Source organism: Nostoc sp. (assembly GCF_036917455.1).
Classification (GTDB): domain Bacteria; phylum Cyanobacteriota; class Cyanobacteriia; order Cyanobacteriales; family Nostocaceae; genus Nostoc.
On the sequence record NZ_JBALDK010000185.1, the window covers coordinates 1 to 22,203 of the forward strand.

The following is a 22,203-nucleotide window of genomic DNA, read 5'->3' on the forward strand; positions in this document are numbered from 1 at the left end:
GGTAAATTTAAGGTATAGCGAATATCTAAAGACATTTTTATTAATTAAGAGTCATTTGTTATTTGTCATTTGTCATTATTCTTTGGTTTTTTTGCTTGCCAATAACCAATGACTAATGACAAATTTATTTTATTCTTCGACGCGATAGCCTAACTCTGCTAGACTAATCCGCGATTGTCTCCATTTTGGCTGGACTTTGACAAATAATTCTAAATAAACTTTACCAGCTATTAACTTTTGGATTTGTTCGCGGGCTTCACTACCAATTGCTTTGAGCATTGTTCCGCCTTTGCCAATGAGTATGCCTTTTTGAGAATCGCGCTCGACGTTGATGGTAGCAAGTACACGAGTAATGCTGGGAGTTTCTTCTACTAAGTCAATAGCGATCGCTACTGAATGGGGTACTTCTTCACGAGTCAATAATAAAATTTGTTCTCGGATTAATTCACCCATAATAAAGCGTTCTGGCTGGTCAGTTACCAAATCTGGCGGATAATATAATGGCCCAATTTCTAAATGTCCAATTAATAATTCTTGAAGTTGCGGTAATCCTGCACTAGTCTTGGCAGAAAATTTCACGATTTCCCATTCATGAGACTGGGCCATCTGAGCGTAACTATCATCTAAAAACTGAGAATCGGTTGGTTGTTGGTCGATTTTATTCACGCCCAGAATCACCGGTGTTTTGCTGCGACAGAGCAATTCGGCAATATAGCGATCGCCCGATCCACAAGCCACCGCTCCATCTACCACAAATAGCACTACATCTACCGATTCAATGGCAATTTTGGCATTTTGCACCAGTACTTCACCCAATTGATGATGTGGTTTATGAATTCCTGGTGTATCTACAAATATTAACTGCGCCTCTGGTGTAGTCAATATACCGCGCAAACGGTTACGTGTAGTTTGGGCTACAGGGGAAGTTATGGCAATTTTTTGTCCTACTAATTGATTCATTAAAGTAGATTTACCGACATTTGGACGACCAACAATGCCGATAAAACCTGATTTAAAGTCAGGAGGAGCCTGTGGAATTGTTACTTCTCCAGAAAAAGAGAAGTTGTAATTATCAATACTATTCACCTTTGGCTCCACCCTCATATTTTACAGCTGGGATAACTTGGTTTTTTCTTAGACACAAAACAAGCATAAAATTATCCTGGCATTTTTAGGGTTTGCTTTTGCCGAGGTTTAATCTACTACTGGCTCTACACTTATATTTTACAGCTGAGATAACCTTAGTTGTAGAATTCAGGAGTCAGAATTCAGTAGTCAGAATATAAAAAAATCAAACTTCAAATTTACCTCATTTCGTCGATAATCATACCAAATCCAGATAAATTCTGACTTCTGGCTCAGGATAGGCACTTATTGATCCCCCCGATCAAGCCTTAAAAAGGGGGGAACTGCAATTAAAGTCCCCCAATTTATCGGGGAGCCATTGTGTTGGGCGGCGAGCCACTCTTGTTGCATGTGGCGTGGATTTAGGGGAATCTAAAACGTTTTGCTACCGAGAAAAGGACTTTTCAAACATCCTCTAAATAACTGGACTTTAGATTAAAAGCCAGAAAATAATCCCCAATACAAACTCGCCTTCATTTACAGCTTGATTTGTTGCGACATCATAAACCAATCCATCTTGTTGAGCGCAGACATCAATGACACTAGGTAAGTTACCTTCTTTATTAAAACTGAGAATTTGATACAATTTTTCTCCAGCTTTAAACCTACTACCTAATGCTATTCTGGATTGAATCATCCCACCTGCGATCGCATAATATTTTTTCCGGTTGCTGCTGGATGCAAAAGTCATTTCATGGGTTTTTATCTCATCCGATAAATCAGGAATTTGCAATACACCTTTTTGCACTAAATAGTTTTTCACACCCCGTACACCTTTAGCAACTGAGTCAGAGTTCATTTGCATTCCTGAGCCTAATTCCAGTGTCCAAGCTTCCACATCAAACTTGATATCTCTACCAAACTTATCAAAACAAGCTTCCAGTGCTAACCAAGGTTTGATAAAAGCTTCATCAAAAGCATCACCATCATATTTATTAAGTAAAATTCCAAAATCAAGCAGGAAGTATTTTGCACTATCTTCTCGATTTCGGAAGTAATAAAGGTAGTCTAATGCTTGATTTGTAGAACTATGTAGGTCAATTAAGTAGTCTGCATCTAAACTGAGATTTTGTAGTTTATAGCTAAAAAGTTCCGTATAGGGTACTGCACTAGAAGAATTAATTTTTTCTAAAATTTTCGCAAATTTTTGCTTAATTATAGTTAGATAATTTTGTCGAACAACCTCTAGATCGATATGAAGTTGAGATTTAGCAAAAGCTACTAAATCATCAGCTTCTTTCTCGTAATCCCAAAATATACGATTCCAGTCTTTGGCTTCGTAAACGCAGTATCGTCCAGGAGAAAAATGGTGCGATCGCTCATTCATCCCCATTGGATTACAAACGGGAACTAACCAAAGTTCTCCAGCTAAATCTGTATCATTTATTGTTAATAAAAACTCAATTAGCTGGTGAATGACCGCATTACCAGCAATTTCTGCACCGTGCAGATTTGATTGAATGTATACCTTCTTACCAGGTTTAGCGCCGATGAACTTGTATAGTTGTAAGTATAGGCGATCGCCTGAAGCCATTTGACGTAATGGAATAGTCTCAATAACTGGCAGCATAAAATAATTCGCTGATAATTTGAGTACATTATCCCTGTATCTGTACTGAATTAAAACTCAATCTGTCTCTAGGTGTCTCTGCAATACGGTTCGGTTAAGATCCCCCCGCCTGACCCCCAAAGGCGGTAAAAGAGGCTCGTAAGCAACTGATCAGCAATGCAGAACTGACAACTTTTGTGCTGCGAGTTGAAGAACCAAATCTATTGCAAAACTTACGCCTTGCCGAACAAAAACAGGAATAGACTAATGCACAATGGATTCTGGAAGCTTTGAGAGAAGTGTATAGGCGTTTACGGGCGCAAACCTGAATTATTGGCTCACTGGTTGCTGTTGCAGCAGTACATGGCATACCGATTGATGGTGCGATCGCAACAATTGTCGTATTATATATTTTGAAAATTGGAATAAATGTTTTCTGCAAATACACTCAACCAGATAGCGAAGCAAAACAAGGTAAAAATAATAATTCCTAACTCCTGTACAGACAAAGATTTTTCGCGTTTCCGCTCACGTCCCCGGTAAATTTTGCAACCGCTCATCTAAATGACTACGGTCTGCCAAAACCTTTAACAATGGCCCGTGTGAAGTAAATTCTACAATACTGACCGAAGCCACAGGGCATCCCAAACGAAAACGGAAACGTCCCACATCAATCCCCAGTAAACTAGACAGAATAATTCTGATAGTTGCTTTGTGGGAAACAACTAAAACATTGCCACTAGTGTAATTTTGCTTGATTTCTTCAATTACTTGTATAGAGCGAGAAGCAATTGTAACCGCCATTTCTCCACCCGTTGGGCCATTCCAAGCCGGATCTGCTGACCAGCGAATATAATCATCGTGATATTCACGGCTAATTACTTCCGGCGTTTTTTCTTCCCACTTACCATAGTTGATTTCCTTTAAACCATCTCTGAGTTGTGGTTCTATCCCTATTGCTTCATACAAAGGTTTTGCTGTCAATACAGTTCGCCGCATAGGACTACAAAATATTGCTGTCCAATCCTTAGAAGTATATGCGTCTGCAAAAGCCTTTGCCATCTCCAAGCCTTCTGGAGTAAGTTCTGAGTCTATGGAACCGCAAAAGGAATTGTTGCGACTGCATTCTGTCTGTCCGTGACGGAGGAAATAAAGAGTTAGGCTCACGGTAATACTCTCATCGATTTGTAAATTTCAGAGCGCTAACAATCAGATGTAGCTGAAGATAGTTAATGCCTGTGGTATATTACTACAATTTTTTGATATTTGGAATAATTTTCAGGGCAAAATTGCCGCAGTTATACCCGTCGTAAACATTGCATTGAGCGATCGCTTATTTGATAAGTTGTATGTTTAAACTATAGTGGTTAGCAATAGCATGGAATACAGACCTAACAACAGTAGCCCAAATGCTACAACGGTTGGGGAGTAAGATTCAAAGCCTCTCTTTTAAAAAGAGGAGGAATATAAGTTATGTCAAAGTACATTATATACAAACAAGAAGTGCAATAATTGCTTGTATTTATAAAGTTGGAACTTATAGAGATTATTACTAATAATTTTATAAAATAATTATGCAATGTAGAGACGTAATCAATTACGTCTCTACATTAGTTCTGCAAAATCAAGCTAGCCCTTTATCTTTTAATGCTTGCTAAGAAGACAAAAGAAGGTTTTAGCATTGAATCTTAAACAATCTGTACTCTTTTGCAAAAATGGAATCCACCCCATTTGTATCCCATAACTTTCTACAAAAAAGTCATGGATTGTTTAGTCAATATTTTTCTTCACATTATCTTTTACGTCTTCAATTCCGTGACGTACTTCACTTTCAGCTTGCTTTGCCTTACCTTTCGCTTTATCTTCTGGATCTCCAGTGATATTGCCTAATGCTTCTTGGGCTTTACCTTCAACATTTTTAGCAGCTGCTTTTGCGCGATCTTCAATACTCATTTTGTACTCCTGATTTAATAAAAAACTTATTTCAAAGCTGTGTACTAACTTTGAAATCTTTTTTGTGATTACTTTTACAGAGTAACTTAAAGTTTTTGCTAAAGCCTTCCACCACAAGACATATTCAATAATTCGTAATTCGTAATGACGCTCGTTCCTCGCTACCGCTTCGCTAACGTAATTTGTAATCATGAAAGGTAATTTTAGTAATGGTTCTGGCTGTTGGCTGAATCCAAAATAAAGTAATAGTAGTTTAGTTACCTATGCTAAAAGACATACAAAAAGTGCAAATATTGTAATTTCTATTTTTGACTCTTTAACTAAAAAACCCAGTTTCGTAAAGAAACTGGGTTTTTTAGTTATGGGGATATTTTTGTCTAATCTAGAAAACCCATTAGGCTTTCAGAATTGTCAATATCATTTGGTGCTATTGGACGATTCCCGAAGGTGGAATAACTTTCAGTAATTGCTAATGAACTTGAGCCAACTGGACGAATCCCAGAGAGATTTATACTTTCAACGACTTGGAATGTATTAGCACCAATTGGACGAATACCCATTGAGTTATAGGTTTCAACTACTTCCAAGGTACTGGTGCTAACGGGACGTACCCCAGCAATTGAGAGGTGTTCAGCAACTTCTAAGTCGCTAGCGCCTATGGGACGAATTCCAGAAATAGCAAGTGTCCCAGAAGCCCCCACTGGCAGTTCTTCCTCGACTCGATCGGCATTCAAGCTCTGGTCTTGTTGATTTTCAACTTCACCTGTAATATTATCCCCTGGAGACTTGGCAGGCTTTTGCCGAGAACTGATTGCTTTGCCAGCGCTGCTAATAGTCATAAACGAAGACCTCTGGTTTGTTAATTGAATTTTACAATAATTAAGGAAAGATGAAATTTTTTCCCATATACCTTAAGAGTTTAACCTTAAAAAACCTCATATAGATATAAGAATCTTTAAAACTGATACATAAGTAAATTTTAATTAATAATTTTTGTAAATAAATATTACTATTTAGTTAGTCTAATAGTCCCGCTAGAATGGATACAGGGCGGAATCGTCACCATGAGATAGGGTATTTCCAGCAAAACTGTATGACAGAATTTTGTCTTCAAGCTCCCTTTAGTCCGACAGGCGATCAACCACAAGCGATCGCACAATTAACTGCTAGTATCCAATCAGGCAACCGTTACCAAACTTTACTAGGAGCCACTGGAACTGGTAAGACATTTTCGGTAGCAGCAGTTATTGAGAAAATTGGCAAGCCTACTTTAGTTCTCGCACATAACAAAACCTTGGCTGCCCAGCTTTGTAACGAATTACGGGATTTCTTTCCCAACAACGCAGTCGAGTATTTCGTCAGCTACTACGATTATTATCAGCCAGAAGCGTATATTCCTGTTACCGATACTTATATTGAAAAAACGGCAGCAATTAATGATGAAATAGATATGTTGCGGCATTCAGCGACGCGATCGCTTTTTGAACGTCGTGATGTCATTGTCGTAGCTTCCATCAGTTGCATCTATGGTTTAGGAATGCCAGCAGAATATCTAAAAGCTGCCATCCCTCTTCAGATAGGTATGGAAGTAAATCAACGTCAAATTTTACGAGATTTGGCAAACGTTCAATATAGCCGCAACGACATAGAAATGGGTCGGGGAAAATTTCGTGTCCGAGGCGATGTCTTAGAAATTGGCCCAGCTTATGAAGACCGAATTATTCGCGTCGAATTCTTTGGTGATGAAATTGACGCAATTCGCTATATCGATCCGGTGACAGGGGAAATTCTCAAAAGTTTGGAAGCAGTGAATGTCTATCCCGCCCGTCACTTTGTCACCCCAGAAGAACGATTAGAAGTAGCTTGTGATGACATTGCAGCCGAGTTAAAACAGCAAAAACTAGACTTAGAACAAGCTGGGAAATTATTAGAAGCACAACGCATAGATCAGCGTACACGCTACGATCTAGAAATGCTCCGCGAGGTAGGTTACTGCAACGGTGTCGAGAACTATTCTCGTCATTTAGCAGGAAGACAAGCTGGAGAATCACCAGAATGTTTAATTGATTATTTTCCTAAAGATTGGCTACTAGTTATCGATGAATCTCACGTTAGCGTCCCACAAATTCGGGGGATGTATAACGGCGATCAAGCGAGAAAAAAAGTTTTAATTGAACATGGATTCCGGCTTCCTAGCGCTGCTGATAACCGTCCTTTGAAAGCCGAGGAATTTTGGCAAAAGGTTAATCAGTGTGTTTTTGTTTCCGCCACTCCCGGAAATTGGGAATTAGAAGTTTCAGAAGATCGTGTAATTGAGCAAGTGATTCGACCAACCGGGGTGGTCGATCCAGAAATTTCTGTACGTCCTACAGAAGGACAAATTGATGATTTGTTAGGAGAAATTAAAGATAGAGCCGATCGCCATGAACGAGTGTTAATTACCACATTAACCAAGCGGATGGCGGAAGATTTAACCGAATATTTGCAAGATCATAGTATTAGAGTCCGGTATTTACATTCAGAGATTAATTCAATTGAGCGCATTGAGATTTTGCAAAATTTGCGCGATGGTATATTTGATGTTTTGGTTGGCGTGAATTTGCTACGGGAAGGCTTGGATTTACCAGAAGTTTCCTTAGTAGCAATTATGGATGCAGATAAAGAAGGTTTCTTAAGAACCGAGCGTTCTTTAATTCAAACTATTGGTAGAGCCGCGCGTCATGTTCAGGGACAAGCGATTTTGTATGCCGATAACCTGACAGGTAGTATGATTAAAGCCATTGATGAAACAGATAGGCGGCGCGGTATTCAAACAGCACATAATCGACTGCATGGAATTACACCGCAACCAATTGTCAAAAAATCAAGTAATGCAATTTTGGCTTTTTTAGATGTATCTCGGCGGTTGAATGCAACTGACTTGAAAGTTGTAGATGAACATCTAGATGAACTGCCATTAGAACAGATTCCTCAATTGATTATTCTGTTAGAAGCGCAGATGAAAGAGGCGGCGAAGAAACTGGAATTTGAAGAGGCGGGTAAATTGCGCGATCGCATTAAACATCTGCGGGATAAAATGTTGGGACGTTAAGGTGAATATACCGAGTCTTCAATTGGAGTGTGATTGAGGCGAAACTGATGACCGATTGTTAATTGTAATATATCACGGCGATGCCCAACTTGATGAATTGTAATGAGTTGTGCTTCAGTATCAAAGGAATAAATAACCCGGTAGTCCCCAATTTTGAGTTTGAACAAACCGCTTAAATCAGCACTCAAAGGTTGAGGGGTTAAGTCCTCAAAGTTCTCAGACAACCAGCAAATTTTACGCAGGATGCGCTCTTGAATAGTTGAGGTGAGAGTTTCAAACCCGATTGTCGCCTCTGATTTAAATTCGATCTCGTAGCTCATTACCAGGACAATCCCAGGTTTTTTGCTACTTCTTCAGCAGGGATTCCACGTTCTCCAAATTGACTACGTTGTAGGGAGTTGAGTAGTTGCTGTTTCACTTCTGGTCTTATTTGTTTGCCTTCATCAGGATCAACCAATAGAGATTGAATCGTTTCGGCAACAGTTTCTTGAATCAGAAGCTTGAGTTCTTCGATAGTCATATCTTTGACTTGTATAGGGGATGATGGTTAGTGAGAACTACTTTTTAGTGTTTTACTGTGGCATATTGCAGCGATTGCGGCGGCGTAATAAACCCGCTTGCACATCGCATTAAACATCTGCGAGATAAAATGTTAGGACGTTAGCGTGAATCTTATTACTCACGAATCAGTAATTACCTGCACAGAAAGGTTATTACGTCAATGTTTGGCCGAAAAAGCGCTCAACTTGTCGCCAAGAAGCGTTTGTGCATAATAATACGATAATCCCCGTTGCCAAAGGTAAGGTTTAATACGGGCATCTAATTGTTCTGCTATGTCAAAATCTTGAATAGATTCATCAATTTTAGCCAGTTGAAAGTTAACCATACCTCGACGAATGTAAGCATTAGGGTTTTTCGGCTGATTGCGAATGGTTTCGTTCCAGCGCTGGAGTTGATTTTCTAAAGAATTTGAAAAAAACATGGGTTTTGAATTGGAATTAGATGCAGCTGATGGTTTAGGCATTGCGATCGCCTACATTACGACAAAAGGCGATCGCATTGGGCACTTGCAAGATAAACTCTTAAATTGATACCTTGAAAATAAAAAACCCCGCAGAATTACAAATGAGCGATGCTGACGGCGGGCTACACCTACGCTGGACATTAACAAGAAAAAAAGCACTGGTTACAGGTGCCACCAAAGGCATTGGACTAGCTGTTGCCAATGAATTTTTATCTCTGGGTGCAGAAGTGACAATTGTGGCACGGAATTCTCAGGATATTGACCAACAACTAATTATCTGGCAAAAAGCAGGATTACCTGCTTATGGGATTACCGCAGATGTTGCAACCCCTGATGGGCGACAAGCCATTTTTGAGCGGGTTGCCAAAACCTGGGATAAATTAGACATCCTGGTGAATAATGTGGGAACCAATATTAGCAAAAAAGTAGTAGATTACACAGCTGCTGAGTATGAGTTCATTATCCAGACAAACCAGACATCAATTTTTGAAATGTGCCGTCTGTTTTATCCTCTGCTGCAAAATGGGGAAAATAGCAGCATTGTGAATATCAGTTCTGTGGCGGGTTTAGTCTCGAATCGTACAGGCGCTCCTTATGGTATGACTAAAGCAGCTATAAATCAACTAACGCGATCGCTATCAGTTGAATGGGCTTGCGATCGGATTAGGGTAAATACTGTCGCACCTTGGGCGATTCGCACGCCTCTAACCGAGTCTGTACTCGATAACCAAGATTTCCTCAAATTAGTTTTATCACAAACACCTATGGGAAGGGTTGGTCAACCAGAAGAAGTAGCAGGTTTAGTGGCGTTTCTTTGTATGCCTGCGGCATCTTTTATCACTGGACAATGTATCACTGTCGATGGTGGATTTTTGGCTTTTGGTTTTTAAGTGCCAAAGCGAAATCCATCCACGAGGTAGAAGAAACTACTTGCAAAATTCAGTATTGTAGAGTTTGTGCCTTAGAATCAGGAAAAAACGCCCGTGGTTCCCATTAGAGATAATAATCCGACCAAAATCACGCCTTATGTAACTTATGGGTTGATTGCTGCCAATATCCTCGCTTTTCTTTATGAAGCAAGTCTTCCCCCACAAGCATTAAATGGGTTTTTACACCTTGCAGCGGTAGTTCCACGAGAACTCACCCTAAGCTTTGGTGGTACTTCTCTACATCAACCAGTTCCAGAGTGGGCAACTTTGATTACCTCGCAATTTTTGCATGGTGGTTTCTTGCACTTAGCTGGCAATATGCTGTTTCTCTGGATTTTTGGTAACAACGTTGAAGATAAGTTAGGCCATGCTAAATATTTGCTGTTTTATTTAACTTGCGGTGTTTTGGCATCATTAACTCAGTGGTTCTTCGCTCAAGATTCTAGTATTCCATCTTTGGGCGCAAGTGGTGCGATCGCAGGTATTTTGGGAGCATACATTCTCCGCTTTCCTAACGCTGAAGTTCTCGGTATAGTGCCTTTAGGGTTTTTCTTCCCGACTTTCCGCGTTCCGGCATATTTCTTTTTGGGATTCTGGTTTCTCGAACAAGCCTTCTACGGGCTTGCTAGTCTTGAAACACCTACAAACATTGGTATGGAAAGCGGTGGTATTGCCTACTGGGCTCATGCAGGCGGGTTTATCTTTGGGGCAATTCTCGGCCCACTGTTGGGTTTATTTAGCGATAAATCCCAGGAAGAATCTTGGTAAAAGTAATTCTTTATAGTATTACAGTCACCCTCAATTATAGTGATTGATTTAATAGGTTAAATTGCCTAACCTTCGCAACTGTTAGCCTTACAAGCTATATTGCAGTTAGTCAATAATTTAGGAAAAACACCTGTGTTTCCCCTCTACGACGAAAATCCAACGCGAATCACCCCGTATTTCACCTACGGGTTAATTGGCATGAATATTTTAGTTTTTATTCACGAGGTGAGCCTGTCACATGCACAATTGAGTCAATTTTTAAATCAGTATGCGGTAGTGCCTCAAGAGTTAACCACCAATTTGAGTGGGGAGTGGATAACCTTATTTACGTCACAATTCTTACACGGTGGTTGGTGGCACTTAATCTCAAATATGGTGTTTCTCTGGGTTTTTGGCAACAATATTGAAGATCGATTAGGTCATGCCAAATATCTAATTTTTTATTTAGCATGTGGTGCTTTAGCTGCCTTGTGCCAATGGTTTGTTGGTATGAATTCTGAGATTCCTTCCTTGGGAGCAAGTGGTGCAATTTCTGGGGTTTTGGGTGCGTATATTATCCGCTTTCCCCACGCTAAAGTCATGACCTTAATATTTTTGGGGTTTTTTATCACCACAATCAGAGTTCCAGCACTAGTAATAATTGGACTTTTTGTGGTGCAAAATTTAATCTCTGGTCTTGCTACCCTGCAAACAGCCGCTAATATGACTGTGCAGACTGGTGGAGTTGCCTATTGGGCGCATATTGGTGGTTTTGCTTTTGGCGTAATTCTCGCTCCCCTATTTGGGTTGTTTAGACGTGACTAATAGATAATTGGGTATTGGCAATTAAATCTCGTTCTTATTTGGCACGTGCTGATACTTCTTCAGATTGTTCAACAGTTTCCAATTTTACCTCAGATGTCGTTGGTGATTGTACGACTTGTTCAGGTAGAGAAACAATAATATCAGCGCCATTGATAATTGCTCCTAATAATCCTAGTTCCGATTCAACCAATTGATCGATAGCTTCACCTAGCATATTCTCTTGTGTATAGTGTGGTCGCGCCACTATTACCATGCCATCGCTATAAGGTTGAATTAACAGAGGGTCATTGGATATGCTGAGAGGACTAGTGTCTAAAATAACTAAATCAAAACGCTCGCGGACATCCTCTATCAGCCGCCGCATTTCGCTAGACTCAAGAATAGCTGCTGATTGCCGCACAGGCCCAGGACTCGGAATAATGTATAAATTTTCGACATCAGGAACTAAACGAATACATTCACTTAAGTTAGCGTAATAACGCAGGGGTTCAATAGTAGATTCGGGGTCAGGAATTACTTTCAGGGATGTACAACGAGAAGGCGATCGCAAATCTGTTTCGATAATCAAGGTTCTTTTTCCAGCACGGGCAGAAGCTATACCCAAGTTATAAGCACTTGCGGTCTTACCTTCTAAGCTACTGGTGCTAGTAATCAACACGACTTTTAAGTTATTACCACCAATTCGGCGCAGATTACTGCGGAACTTCTCATAAAATTCTAAATAAGGAGAATCGGCGGAAAGTACCACAGGTACTGCTTCTCGATCGAAATCATCAACAGGCATTAAAGGCAATTCTCCCAATACTGCCACATCCCTTTGCTTGAGGTTCTCGCGAATATCCTCTCTGGTTTTGAAAGTCCCTTCCAGCGATCCCAGTAAAAATATTACCCCGCCACCAATCACCACACCTAAGAAACCGCCCACAGCAAGGGTAATAGGTACACTTTTTGGGGGTTTGATGTCGGCAACAGCTGTGGGCGGTCTGGCAATGCTGAGGCTGCTGGTAGTTTCTGCTTCTGCGGTTTTAGCATCAGTTAGCTTCACCTGCATTTGGTCATAGATGGCTTTTTTGAGTCCAACCTCTTGCTCTAAACGCGATCGCTCTAATTGCTTATTGGGTATCAGAGAATATTCTTGCCGTAGTCGCGCTTCTTGTTGAATTTCTTGAACTAGTTGTTGTTGCAGTGTCTCACGTTGAGTTTGCAAAGACACCATTTGGTTTGCCAATTGCTGGCGGGCTGGATCTAAACTACTTTGGGTGCGAATACCTGCAATGCTACCCTGAAGCGGAGCCGCCGCACCATCACCACCTAACACCTCAGCAGCACGTTGTCGCAGCAATTCCTCAGCCGCTTGTTTCTGACGCTGCAACTGAATCATCGTTGGGTGTTCTGGTCGCAAATCTTTTCTGAGTACAGCAATTTGAGACTCGCTTTGATAAATTTGCGCTCGTAAATTCCCAATAATTGGATCGGCACTCAAAGCAGAAGAGATATAAGCTTGCCCGACTGTTAAGCCTAACTTACTTTGTAAACTGCGAATTTGACCATCAAGCCCAGAAATGGTTAATTGCATTTGCCGTTGAAGATTTTGGCTGGCAGTAATGGCACTTAACAAACTGCCATTTTCGGCTGCCAATATTGCTGTTCGCTCTATGCGATCGTATTGTTCTAACTTCTTTTCAGCAACTTGCAATTCTCGTTTAGCTTGTGGCAAGCGATCGTTAATTTTTTGAATAATTGCTTGTAATCGCCCAGTATTGATGTCACTACTCAACTTAATCATTGATTGCATCAATTCTGCCAATACTTCTATACCTCTTTTGGGGTCACTATCTACATATTTCAGTTCAAAGATACTCGTTTCAGATTCCCCAGTTCTGGCATTCTTTTTAGGTAAAGAAAGCACAATATTTGCACCGAGTTGTCTCGGTTTGAGATTTACTTTCTGTGCCACTGTGGCAATTATCTGGTTTGATAATAAAACTTCTTCATTCAATTCCTTTCCTTGCTGTTGGATTTGACTACCAGTTGTTGAGAAAGAAACTGGTGGGCCAGCATAGGTAAGGGCGGCAGATGCTATGTAGTTAATAGGTGGATCTGGCTGCATAGCCACCACTGTTGACCCCACTACAACTAAACCAAAACTAGCTAGCCCAATCCACTTATATTTTTCAAAAGCAATAAGATAGCGTTTAACAATTGGTGGGGTCATGGTCGCTTCGCTCCAATCAAAAATTAAAAATTAAAAACTAGGAAGCACCAAACTAAAGATAGTGACTTTTATATAAGGACGCTATCAACTTCCTATTGTACATATCGGTTGATATCTTTAATATTTTTCCATTAACAAATTCAAAGATAAGCTGGAGATGTGGCTTCCTCCACTCCCAACTATTTACAAACTGTATCCTTCTTGTATAGTCATTAATTTGATCCACCGCCACCGAAGTTGTCAAAAAACCGCAGAAAAGATTGAACATTAAAGAAGGGTTGGGTAATGGTAGTCAGGAAATTAGTAATTCTACCGATGAGGTTCCGACCAATAACAAGAACATCATTATCTTGAAGTGCCACATTTTGAGACGCATCGCCTCCTAAAGCTTTTTTAGCATCAAGTTTCTGGGTAACAGCTTTACCTCGTTCGGGATCGAAGCGAACCAGAGCGATATCCCGAAGATTAGCAGTATCAACATTTACTCCTCCTAAAGCATCTACAAATGTACTGCCGTTAGGCAGCGCTTGAACGGAAATACCTCCCGCAGCATAGTTTAAAACCCGGACTCTAATCTGTGGTGTAGCTAAGGATGAACGTGCTACCAGATTGCGGTCATAACCGTCATCATTACCAACTTCACGACGGGGGACGAGTATCGCATCTCCGTCTTGTAAGCGTAAATTAGGAATTGAACCGCCATTTTGCAGTGCTGCATATAAGTCAATAGTTTGTGAAATCACAGAACCATCGATTAACTTGCGGCGTACTTGTATTTGTCGCAGATCTGCATTCAACGTTGAACCACCAGATATTAGCAAAGCATCAGCAACACGGGGTGTTGTTGAATTAATTGGATAAATTCCTGGTCGAGATATTTCCCCGCTAATGGTAACTTGGACTGGTCGCGTCCCAACCAAGGATACTACTACGATTGGATCTGGGAAAATACGACTCAAGCCTAAGCGAATTTTCTCTTGGGCTTCTTCCAAGGTTAAACCTTGTAATGACACTGTTCCTACTTGCGGCACTATGATGTTGCCTTCTGGACTAATTACAGCTTGAAAACTCAAGTCTTGACGCTGCGTTGCTAAGGCTAAAACTATTACCGGATCGACTACATAACGATTTAAACCCAACCGAATTTTTTCTTGAGCTTCTTCCAAAGTTAAACCTTGTAAGAAAACTGTTCCCAGTAACGGCACCACAATATTACCTTCTGGGTTGATTAAAGCTTGAAAGCCCAAATCTGGAAAGCGCTGAACCGAAACGCTAATTCCATCTCCTATGCCTAAGCGGTATGGTCCTGGGGGACGCTGAAGCACAACGCCAATTCCATCTCCTGGTCCCAACAGGTAGCGGCTGAGTTGTGGGGAAATTTCGTTATTTGCACCTGGAGGTACAAACTCAGTACCTGGCACAGGCGATGGGGGTTGACTTGGTGATTGTCTTTGAGGTGGAAAAGGCTGGGCAACAACAAGTTGGATAGGTGTTATTAAGAAAACTCCTACTTGAAGACTGACAAAACATAGGGCGCTGAATCCACGCATATAATAACTGGGAGCTACGAACATCGGTGTAAAAATACTGGTATAGAAATTATTCGCGCCGAGTGGTTATTTTACTCTAAAAATGTCCTATATGTCTCTTGTATCTACAAGTATTTACCAAGAAAAAGAGAATAATTTTGCTAAATTGAATTTCTATCTAACTATCAATTTTTTCGGAAGCTGCGGTAAGACAAGGGGCAAAATCCTTTTATTCCATGCAAACTCATAGATAATCGGTATAACTTCTATATTGTCAACATCTTTTAGCTGAGTTTTAGCCGGAATAAATTATAGAGATACTGTTGATGAATCTCTGCACAAATGCATGTGTAACTGACTCTACAAAGGGCCTGCCATCAATTCAGCTTGCACTGTTTCTCCGATAGACTGGGCTAAAGACCAAGATGTTTCTACTTGCCCTAAAGGTTCCATCGGGATCAGAATGCTTACACTTACCCAGGGAATGCGTTGCTTACGCCACTGGGCCCATTGATCTGCCAAGAACCAGTGAAAAGGTGATGGATTCCCACCGTCTGGCATAGCGTACCATTGCAAGACAGCGAAGGTTTGCTGTGGTGTGGCGGCGCGAAAAAACCTAGCTTCTACTTTAGTTACGATATTAGAAGCCGACTTTGCAGGCGGTTTCACAGTAAATTCAGCAGAACGAAATTGAGCTACATCCCACTTTCCCCAGCGTGACCTTCCCCAACCGTTAACATCTGTCCACTCTACTTCTGGTTGATCCATAGGCCCATTTTGCGGCAGCAAAAGCAGGATTGCCTGGGATTGAGAACCTTGTTTTTTAAGTAGCTGTAAAGACCATTTATGTTCGCCAATTTGCTGGTCTGCTTGTTCAATAGTTTGCCAACCAGGAAGGGTCAACCCAGTGTTGCGGATCTCTTTTAACTCGTTGAGGGTAGTAATAGGTGGGGGCTGTTTCCATTGCCAGTGTCCCGTCAGGTATCCGGGAACCCCTCCTATTGCTAGTAGCAGTAGCAGTAACAAAAGTGCTGCCACTTGACTCAATTGGTTTTCCTTGAAAAACTTGGAGAAGGAAATCATCAGTAAAATTTGTAATCCTTAGGCAGAATTTTACTTCATAAAATCACACCATGAGTTCAGTAATATTTATGAGTAGAGAATTAAGTGGGGGAGCAGGGAAAAAAGAAATTAACCCATACCCCATGCCCAATAATTCTAACTTTCCGCTTCTTGCTGAGTTTCTTGAGATGCTGAAAAATAGCTAGTAAGCCAATTCAGTAAGGGCACTAATGACACCAGCATACAAGCAGAGTAGACATCACCACCCCAACCCTCATGGAGCCATTTAAAAGCTGCTTCTTGACCTGTGCCGTGAAAGAAAGTCAGTAAAGTATTACGAATGATATTCGCAGTAATACTAACGATCGCAGCAAGAGATAAAAACGATATAGTTGTACGGCGTGAAGACAAAGCGTCTGTCCAATAAAGCAACATCAAGCCTACGTAGAGAGTCGTGAACAACATTTTCAGCCCAGCACAATAGGGAGCAACTTCCACAATCCTTCCTCCCACGTAGAGATTTACCTCGTTTACGGTTACATCCATCCCAAATTGATTCAGAATGAAGCCTGCTGTACCAGCGATGAAGCTTTGAAGAGGCAAGGTATAGGGAGCAATCAGATATGGCATTGCTGTTGGGGTTGCCAAAAATACTAATAGCAGGGGAAATCCTTGCGATCGCAAACCTGCTATTCCTTTAAACCATAAGCATAATCCTACCAAGATAACGGGCAAGGAAAGGTTAACCCACTCTGTAACACCGCTAAGATAAAAAACTGCCCCGAATAACAAGAAAACAGCGCTCAAAGGATGGATGGTATCTGGCAAACGTTTCCACTTTTTTCGGTTCATCCAGCCCAGATAAGCCGCAAATGGTAAACCAATAATTCCGTGGCTGAAATATTCGTGTTCTGTACTGATATTTTTGTGCAGCCAACCATCGAACCAGTGTAGCAAGATAGGAGCAAAAAGCAGCAGCAAAACACCTATAGTAGCTATATTTAATAAGTCCGAGGCGTTTCTATTTTTAATCTGTTGCTGGAGTGCCATGATTTTTATTGGTCATTGGTCATTGGTCACTGGTCATTGGTCATTGGTCATTTGCAAAGGACAAAGGACAAATTTCTAATTGTTAGATGCATATTTATTTAAGTATGAATTAACATCAGGCTACCACGCTGCCAAGGTCAGCAGTGGAGGCTTTATCTACTTTAGAAGTTGTTGAGACTGCATGAGCGATCGCAGCTACAACTTCTTTAACTTGGCTACTGCTCAAACCAGGATACATTGGTAATGATAATATTTGCTGTGAGAGTTTTTCTGCTTCTGGAAAATCCCCAGGCTGGTAGCCTAAGTTAGTGAATGCCGGCTGGAGATGACAAGGAATTGGGTAATGAATGCCAGTTTGAATTCCTACTGCTATAAGTTTTTCCTGGAGTTGCTGGCGTTCTATCGGGCAAGAATCATCAATTTTAATCACATAAAGATGATAAACGTGTCCTGTACCACTTTGGTTTTCCATAGGGATAATACCAGTAGTTGCCAAAGGCGCTAGTTCTAGATCATACTGCTGGGCAATAGTCAAGCGATCGCGATTCCACTGTGGCAAATATGGTAATTTTTGGTGCAAAACTGCTGCTTGTAAAGTATCCAAGCGGCTATTTGTACCTGCTTCAGTATGAAAATACTTTTGCGATGCACCGTAATTTCGCAAGCGCACCATCTTCTGGGCTACATCGGAATCTCGTGTCAGCAGCATTCCTCCATCCCCAAATGCTCCCAAATTTTTGCTGGGATAGAAACTAAAAGCTGCTGCTATTCCTACTGAACCAGCGTGATATCCGTCTCTTTCTGCAAGGTGTGCTTGGGCGGCATCTTCAAAAATTAGTAGTTTGTAAGTATAGGCAAAGTTTATTAGTTCGCGTGGTGATACCATTTGACCATAAAGATGCACAGGGATTATTGCTTTGGTATGAGGTGTAATTGCCTTTGCTGCTTTTCTTAAGTCAATTAAAGCTGTTTGGCGATCGCAATCTACCAGAATTGGCTTTGCACCAGCCCGGATAACCCCAATTAAGGTGGCGATAAAAGTGTTTGCTGGTAAAATCACTTCATCGCCAGCACCAATATTACACGCTTGCAATCCAAGAGCGATCGCATCTGTTCCTGATGCAACACCAACCCCATAAGCTGCCCCAGAAACTGCCGCAAATGCTGCTTCAAAATCTGAGAGTGCTTGCCCTAAAATAAAATCTCCCTGTTCTAATACAGATTGGATTGCAGCTTGTAATTGCGTTTGAATTGGTTCGTGTTGTAACTTCAAGTCTACAAAAGGAACTCTAATGGTCATTTTATTCATTACCAATTGTCCTCAAAAAATATTTACTCGGATACAAAAATAGAAAAGCCTGCACAATTTTCAGGATGAAATTGTAATAGGTTTAATCTATTGAATCGAGACTTGTATTACTTGGATTAACTATCTAGGATTATCAGCCATCGGTGCTAGCTGTCATAAGTAAAAATTGCTATAAAAATTACATCTATATAGTTTTTGTAAGTAAATTTACTTTGAATATCCCAGTCAGAATCTTTCCTTCTGTACATAACGAATTACAGTCCCTTTGTATTGTATTCTTAGCATTAGCTTACCCTCGTTGAATCCAAATCTAACGCAGTCTGACCGTAAAATCTTAAGCAACAAAGGCTACACCAGTGCTAAATAAAGAACATTCAGCACCAGTAGCTAGTAACTTGTAGATACCGTGTCGCCGACTTAATGGAAGGGGTAAAAAATTTTTGCTCCAAACTTGTTTGTCAGAGGCAAAATTAGGGAATGCTTAAAAATAGCAATTGATAACCTAGAAATAGAGCTTATATCAATTCACATTATCGAGAAATTATTAAGGTAGCAGTGGCAATGATAGAGCCTGAAAACAAATTATTTGCCCTAAAGGATGGTTGGGATTCTCATGAATCAAGAGAACAACAACGCCTCAAAGCTTTGTCAGATTTAGGTTTGCGGCAACCAGAAACGATTCCGGTTTTTGAAGAAGCCACACAGACTGCTGCCCACTTTTTGGAAGCGCCAATTTCCATATTGGGATTTATAGATCAAGAACGTCACTGGTTCAAGTCATCGGTGGGCCTATCTAGGCTAGGGCTAATGAATCATTTGGCACAAAGCCGCCAACTGACACGCCGGGAATCGTTCTGCACTCAGGTAGTAGAGAGTCTTCAAATATTTGTAATTAATGATACTCATAAACTTACAGATCCAGTGCTTGTTAGCAGCAAGTTGGTGCAGGATTATGGTATTCGTGCTTACTTAGGAGCGCCACTAATTGATGCTGAAGGACATTGTTTGGGTGCATTGGCGGTGATGGATTTAGTGCCGCGCAATTTTACAAACCGAGACATTGAGTTTTTACAAATTATAGCTCGTTGGAGCATGAGTGAATTTGAGCGTAACCGACTCCTGCAAGGGAAACTCGAATCTAGTACTCCTGCAATCCCTCCTATATTTTCGCTCAATGACGAACGTAACACTGAGATTAAGATCGCCGCACCCACTAAAGACAGCGACTCTGTTTCTACCAAGCAACTGAAGTTGGAACTGTTAGGTCAGCTAACTCAAGAGTTACGCACGCCCTTAACATCTGTACTCGGTATGGCTGGTGTTTTAGGACGTGAGATTTATGGGCCTTTGACGACTAAGCAAAGAGAATATTTGGAAATTATCCAACACAGTGGTCGATATTTACTTTCCCTAGTAAATGAAATTACTGAACTAGGAGCTATGGATGACAACTCAACTGTACTTAATCTAGTTCCTGTAGATATCGAAATGCTGTGTCAACAAGCTATCAATACTTTAGAAGAAGTGGCTAATCGGCGCGAGCAAGATATTCGCCTTTCTATAGAACCGGGACGCAATCGCATTTGGCCTTTAGATAAAGACAAGGTGCGACAAATCCTTTATCACCTGGTTTTCAGTGTGATTCAACTTTCGGCTACAGGTAGCATTGTTCGCATTCATGTATCTTATAAGGAAAATACACTCAACATTACTATTTGGGTTTCCCATCCCTGGTTAGGGGATGGCATAACTGAGGTTGATCCCTACTTCCGTCTCAATTCTTTGTCGCTGCTAGAGTTAACAGGCGAAGTAGCAACTTACAATACTCATACAGAAAGCCAGAAGCAACTAGATACATCAGTAGCAGTAGAGAATTCAAAAAACTTGAGTGATTCCCACTCAAATTTCTTTGCTGCTAGTTCAGGTATAAATTTAGCTAAATCAACTGGAACTCTTTCTCGTGAAAGCTTGGGCCTATTGCTAAGTTGTCAACTTGCAGAGTTGCACAGCGGACAAATTTTGATTCAAGGTTCGCCAGAATCAGGATATCGTTATGTGCTTTCTTTGCCACTCCAACTGACGACTTCTTCACAAGCAATTAGCGATGTCTAATTATGGGGATTGGGAAAGAGGTATTTTCAACTATATTGTTGAGTACTAAGTACATAAAGGGCTATCTTAATTTGATATAAGCTGAAGTGGTTTCGGATTAAAAGTAGTGGCTGATGGCTAAAAATAAGAGCGTCATAACGCGATGTGCAATCTCTGTTATTACCTTTTTATAGCCATAGGCATTATGATCGATTCCAAGTTCTGCGTCGGCAGGCTAATCGATCGCAATGTTTTTTATGAATTTAGTCTGGCAACGATTTACTTTATCATCTTTACCGCTCAAAGAATATCTTGCTACCAGTTACGTACACCGTTATCTGGTCGGACTGTTAAGTTCTTGGCGGCAAACCAGCATCTTACTTCAGTGGGGAGATGCGATCGCAGCGGCTTTACTCAGCTTAATATATGCCCTTGCACCTTTTGCTTCGAGTACGTTAGTAGGTTTTTTACTGGTGGCTTGTGTGGGATTTTGGTTGTTGTTGACTTTATCTGATGAAGTCACACCAGCAAATGTCTCGTCAGTCACTCCCATTCACCTGCTGGTACTGCTCTATTGGGGAATTGCTGTCATCGCAACAGCACTATCACCAGTGAAAAAGGCGGCACTTAACGACTTGGGAACGTTGACCTTGTATTTGCTACTATTTGCCCTTTGTGCGAGGGTACTAAGGTCGCCTCGTCTCCGGTCTTGGATTATTATTCTTTACCTGCACGTATCGTTAATTGTCAGTGTCTATGGATTGCGGCAATGGTTTTTTGGAGCCACAGCACTGGCAACTTGGGTCGATCCTGAATCTCCTCTGTCTAAGACTACAAGAGTCTACAGTTATTTAGGTAATCCCAATTTATTAGCTGGATACCTTTTACCAGCAGTAATTTTTAGCTTAGTAGCAATTTTTGCATGGCAAAGCTGGCTCAAAAAAGCCCTATCATTAACAATGCTGATTGTCAATACTGCCTGCCTGATCCTGACTTTTAGTCGTGGCGGTTGGATTGGACTAGTGGTGGCAATTTTGGCTGTGATGGCATTGCTAGTTTATTGGAAAAGTCTGGAAATGCCCCCTTTTTGGCGTACTTGGTCGCTACCGATTATCTTGGGGGGTTTAATCGGGGTATTACTGCTAGCAGTAATATTTATAGATCCAGTGCAGGTTCGGGTCTTGAGTATTTTTGCCGATCGCAAAGATAGCAGTAATAATTTTCGCCGAAATGTGTGGGATGCTGTCTTTGAGATGATTCGCGATCGCCCAATTTTCGGTATTGGCCCCGGTCACAACTCTTTTAATAAAGTTTATCCTCTCTACCAACGCCCTCGTTACACTGCTTTAAGTGCTTATTCGATTTTGTTTGAAGTGACTGTAGAAACTGGATTTGTTGGTTTAGCCTTCTTTCTCTGGCTGATAATTGTTACATTTAACACGGCACTTTTGCAAGTGCGACGATTGCGACAACTCAGAAGTGGAGAGGGATTTTGGTTAATTGGGGCGATCGCTATTTTATTGGGTATGCTAGCTCACGGCACTGTAGATACTGTCTGGTATCGTCCTGAAGTCAATACCCTGTGGTGGCTCATAGTTGCCTTAATTGCTAGTTACTGGAAACCTTTAGCTCAAAATCAGACAAACTCATCTAACTCAGAACCAGCATTAAACTAACTTAAGTTAGTGTGTCAGTTGTTTTTAT

At 40.9% G+C, this 22,203-nt stretch carries 18 protein-coding genes and 1 pseudogene; 6 read left to right on the plus strand and 13 right to left on the minus strand.

The annotated features are described in order from the left end of the window. Positions 1-129: 129 nt before the first annotated feature. The 5 genes from era to V7K42_RS19510 form a co-directional block, all read right to left on the minus strand. Positions 130-1,104 (minus strand): GTPase Era, encoded by a 975-nt coding sequence (era, locus tag V7K42_RS19490; protein WP_334918907.1) that lies wholly within the window; start codon positions 1,102-1,104, stop codon positions 130-132. A 451-nt stretch (positions 1,105-1,555) separates the two neighbouring features. Continuing rightward, positions 1,556-2,695: a succinylglutamate desuccinylase/aspartoacylase family protein gene (locus V7K42_RS19495; RefSeq protein WP_334918909.1), complete on the minus strand. Its 1,140-nt coding sequence runs from the start codon at positions 2,693-2,695 to the stop codon at positions 1,556-1,558. A 507-nt stretch (positions 2,696-3,202) separates the two neighbouring features. Next, a complete protein-coding gene (locus V7K42_RS19500) occupies positions 3,203-3,841 on the minus strand; it encodes a histidine phosphatase family protein (RefSeq protein WP_334918911.1) in 639 nt (212 codons plus the stop codon). Between the two features lie 603 nt (positions 3,842-4,444). Further along, positions 4,445-4,627 (minus strand): CsbD family protein, encoded by a 183-nt coding sequence (locus tag V7K42_RS19505; RefSeq protein ID WP_069070399.1) that lies wholly within the window; start codon positions 4,625-4,627, stop codon positions 4,445-4,447. A 377-nt stretch (positions 4,628-5,004) separates the two neighbouring features. Continuing rightward, on the minus strand, positions 5,005-5,466 hold the full coding sequence (locus tag V7K42_RS19510; protein ID WP_334918913.1) for a hypothetical protein: 462 nt from the start codon (positions 5,464-5,466) through the stop codon (positions 5,005-5,007). A gap of 254 nt (positions 5,467-5,720) precedes the next feature. On the opposite strand from V7K42_RS19510, the gene uvrB reads away from it, so the two are divergent. Continuing rightward, positions 5,721-7,718: an excinuclease ABC subunit UvrB gene (gene uvrB / locus V7K42_RS19515; protein ID WP_334918915.1), complete on the plus strand. Its 1,998-nt coding sequence runs from the start codon at positions 5,721-5,723 to the stop codon at positions 7,716-7,718. On the opposite strand, the gene V7K42_RS19520 is transcribed toward uvrB, so the two are convergent. The 3 genes and pseudogenes from V7K42_RS19520 to V7K42_RS19530 all read right to left on the minus strand — a co-directional run. Further along, the gene (locus tag V7K42_RS19520; protein WP_334918917.1) at positions 7,715-8,038 is read right to left on the minus strand and encodes a type II toxin-antitoxin system RelE family toxin; all 324 of its coding nucleotides are present in this window, start codon (positions 8,036-8,038) and stop codon (positions 7,715-7,717) included. The two genes, uvrB and V7K42_RS19520, sit on opposite strands and share 4 nt — an antisense overlap. Next, a complete protein-coding gene (locus V7K42_RS19525; RefSeq protein ID WP_334918919.1) occupies positions 8,038-8,238 on the minus strand; it encodes a hypothetical protein in 201 nt (66 codons plus the stop codon). The genes V7K42_RS19520 and V7K42_RS19525 overlap by 1 nt, the downstream gene beginning before the upstream one ends. Before the next feature lie 243 nt (positions 8,239-8,481). Further along, positions 8,482-8,700 (minus strand): annotated as a pseudogene (locus V7K42_RS19530) (hypothetical protein); the annotation flags it as partial. Between the two features lie 143 nt (positions 8,701-8,843). Between V7K42_RS19530 and V7K42_RS19535 the strand changes: the two are divergent. From V7K42_RS19535 to V7K42_RS19545, 3 genes are all read left to right on the plus strand, one after another. Continuing rightward, entirely contained in the window at positions 8,844-9,632 is a 789-nt protein-coding gene (locus V7K42_RS19535; protein WP_334918921.1) for an SDR family oxidoreductase, read from the plus strand. 93 nt (positions 9,633-9,725) lie between these two features. After that, positions 9,726-10,439: a rhomboid family intramembrane serine protease gene (locus V7K42_RS19540; RefSeq protein WP_334918923.1), complete on the plus strand. Its 714-nt coding sequence runs from the start codon at positions 9,726-9,728 to the stop codon at positions 10,437-10,439. 132 nt (positions 10,440-10,571) lie between these two features. Continuing rightward, positions 10,572-11,243 (plus strand): rhomboid family intramembrane serine protease, encoded by a 672-nt coding sequence (locus V7K42_RS19545; protein WP_334918951.1) that lies wholly within the window; start codon positions 10,572-10,574, stop codon positions 11,241-11,243. A 34-nt stretch (positions 11,244-11,277) separates the two neighbouring features. Here the strand turns inward: V7K42_RS19545 and V7K42_RS19550 are convergent, their stop codons facing one another. The 5 genes from V7K42_RS19550 to V7K42_RS19570 all read right to left on the minus strand — a co-directional run bounded on the left by V7K42_RS19550 (position 11,278) and on the right by V7K42_RS19570 (position 18,408). Then, on the minus strand, positions 11,278-13,458 hold the full coding sequence (locus V7K42_RS19550) for a GumC family protein (protein ID WP_334918925.1): 2,181 nt from the start codon (positions 13,456-13,458) through the stop codon (positions 11,278-11,280). Positions 13,459-13,670: 212 nt separating this feature from the next. Next, the gene (locus tag V7K42_RS19555) at positions 13,671-15,008 is read right to left on the minus strand and encodes a polysaccharide biosynthesis/export family protein (protein ID WP_442938603.1); all 1,338 of its coding nucleotides are present in this window, start codon (positions 15,006-15,008) and stop codon (positions 13,671-13,673) included. A 339-nt stretch (positions 15,009-15,347) separates the two neighbouring features. Further along, a complete protein-coding gene (locus tag V7K42_RS19560) occupies positions 15,348-16,070 on the minus strand; it encodes a cyanoexosortase B system-associated protein (RefSeq protein WP_334918930.1) in 723 nt (240 codons plus the stop codon). A 135-nt stretch (positions 16,071-16,205) separates the two neighbouring features. Then, on the minus strand, positions 16,206-17,099 hold the full coding sequence (gene crtB / locus V7K42_RS19565; RefSeq protein WP_334918932.1) for a cyanoexosortase B: 894 nt from the start codon (positions 17,097-17,099) through the stop codon (positions 16,206-16,208). Positions 17,100-17,214: 115 nt separating this feature from the next. Continuing rightward, positions 17,215-18,408 carry a DegT/DnrJ/EryC1/StrS family aminotransferase gene (locus V7K42_RS19570; protein WP_334918934.1) on the minus strand — a complete coding sequence of 398 codons (1,194 nt, stop codon included), beginning with the start codon at positions 18,406-18,408 and terminating at the stop codon, positions 17,215-17,217. Positions 18,409-18,969: 561 nt separating this feature from the next. Here V7K42_RS19570 and V7K42_RS19575 point away from each other — a divergent pair. Together V7K42_RS19575 and V7K42_RS19580 are read left to right on the plus strand one after the other, a co-directional pair. Beyond that, the gene (locus V7K42_RS19575) at positions 18,970-20,520 is read left to right on the plus strand and encodes a GAF domain-containing sensor histidine kinase (RefSeq protein WP_334918936.1); all 1,551 of its coding nucleotides are present in this window, start codon (positions 18,970-18,972) and stop codon (positions 20,518-20,520) included. 236 nt (positions 20,521-20,756) lie between these two features. Further along, positions 20,757-22,175, plus strand: a complete 1,419-nt coding sequence (locus V7K42_RS19580; protein ID WP_334918938.1) for an IctB family putative bicarbonate transporter — start codon at positions 20,757-20,759, stop codon at positions 22,173-22,175. The last annotated feature ends 28 nt before the right edge of the window (positions 22,176-22,203 follow it).

Coding starts and splice junctions, on each gene's coding strand:
- V7K42_RS19525 (WP_334918919.1), bottom strand. CDS start 8,238: ATGACTATCGAAGAACTCAAGCTTCTGATTCAAGAAACTGTTGCCGAA.
- V7K42_RS19510 (WP_334918913.1), bottom strand. CDS start 5,466: ATGACTATTAGCAGCGCTGGCAAAGCAATCAGTTCTCGGCAAAAGCCT.
- V7K42_RS19495 (WP_334918909.1), bottom strand. CDS start 2,695: ATGCTGCCAGTTATTGAGACTATTCCATTACGTCAAATGGCTTCAGGC.
- V7K42_RS19535 (WP_334918921.1), top strand. CDS start 8,844: ATGAGCGATGCTGACGGCGGGCTACACCTACGCTGGACATTAACAAGA.
- era (WP_334918907.1), bottom strand. CDS start 1,104: ATGAGGGTGGAGCCAAAGGTGAATAGTATTGATAATTACAACTTCTCT.
- V7K42_RS19570 (WP_334918934.1), bottom strand. CDS start 18,408: ATGAATAAAATGACCATTAGAGTTCCTTTTGTAGACTTGAAGTTACAA.
- V7K42_RS19575 (WP_334918936.1), top strand. CDS start 18,970: ATGATAGAGCCTGAAAACAAATTATTTGCCCTAAAGGATGGTTGGGAT.
- crtB (WP_334918932.1), bottom strand. CDS start 17,099: ATGGCACTCCAGCAACAGATTAAAAATAGAAACGCCTCGGACTTATTA.
- V7K42_RS19580 (WP_334918938.1), top strand. CDS start 20,757: ATGAATTTAGTCTGGCAACGATTTACTTTATCATCTTTACCGCTCAAA.
- V7K42_RS19555 (WP_442938603.1), bottom strand. CDS start 15,008: ATGCGTGGATTCAGCGCCCTATGTTTTGTCAGTCTTCAAGTAGGAGTT.
- uvrB (WP_334918915.1), top strand. CDS start 5,721: ATGACAGAATTTTGTCTTCAAGCTCCCTTTAGTCCGACAGGCGATCAA.
- V7K42_RS19560 (WP_334918930.1), bottom strand. CDS start 16,070: ATGATTTCCTTCTCCAAGTTTTTCAAGGAAAACCAATTGAGTCAAGTG.
- V7K42_RS19550 (WP_334918925.1), bottom strand. CDS start 13,458: ATGACCCCACCAATTGTTAAACGCTATCTTATTGCTTTTGAAAAATAT.
- V7K42_RS19520 (WP_334918917.1), bottom strand. CDS start 8,038: ATGAGCTACGAGATCGAATTTAAATCAGAGGCGACAATCGGGTTTGAA.
- V7K42_RS19505 (WP_069070399.1), bottom strand. CDS start 4,627: ATGAGTATTGAAGATCGCGCAAAAGCAGCTGCTAAAAATGTTGAAGGT.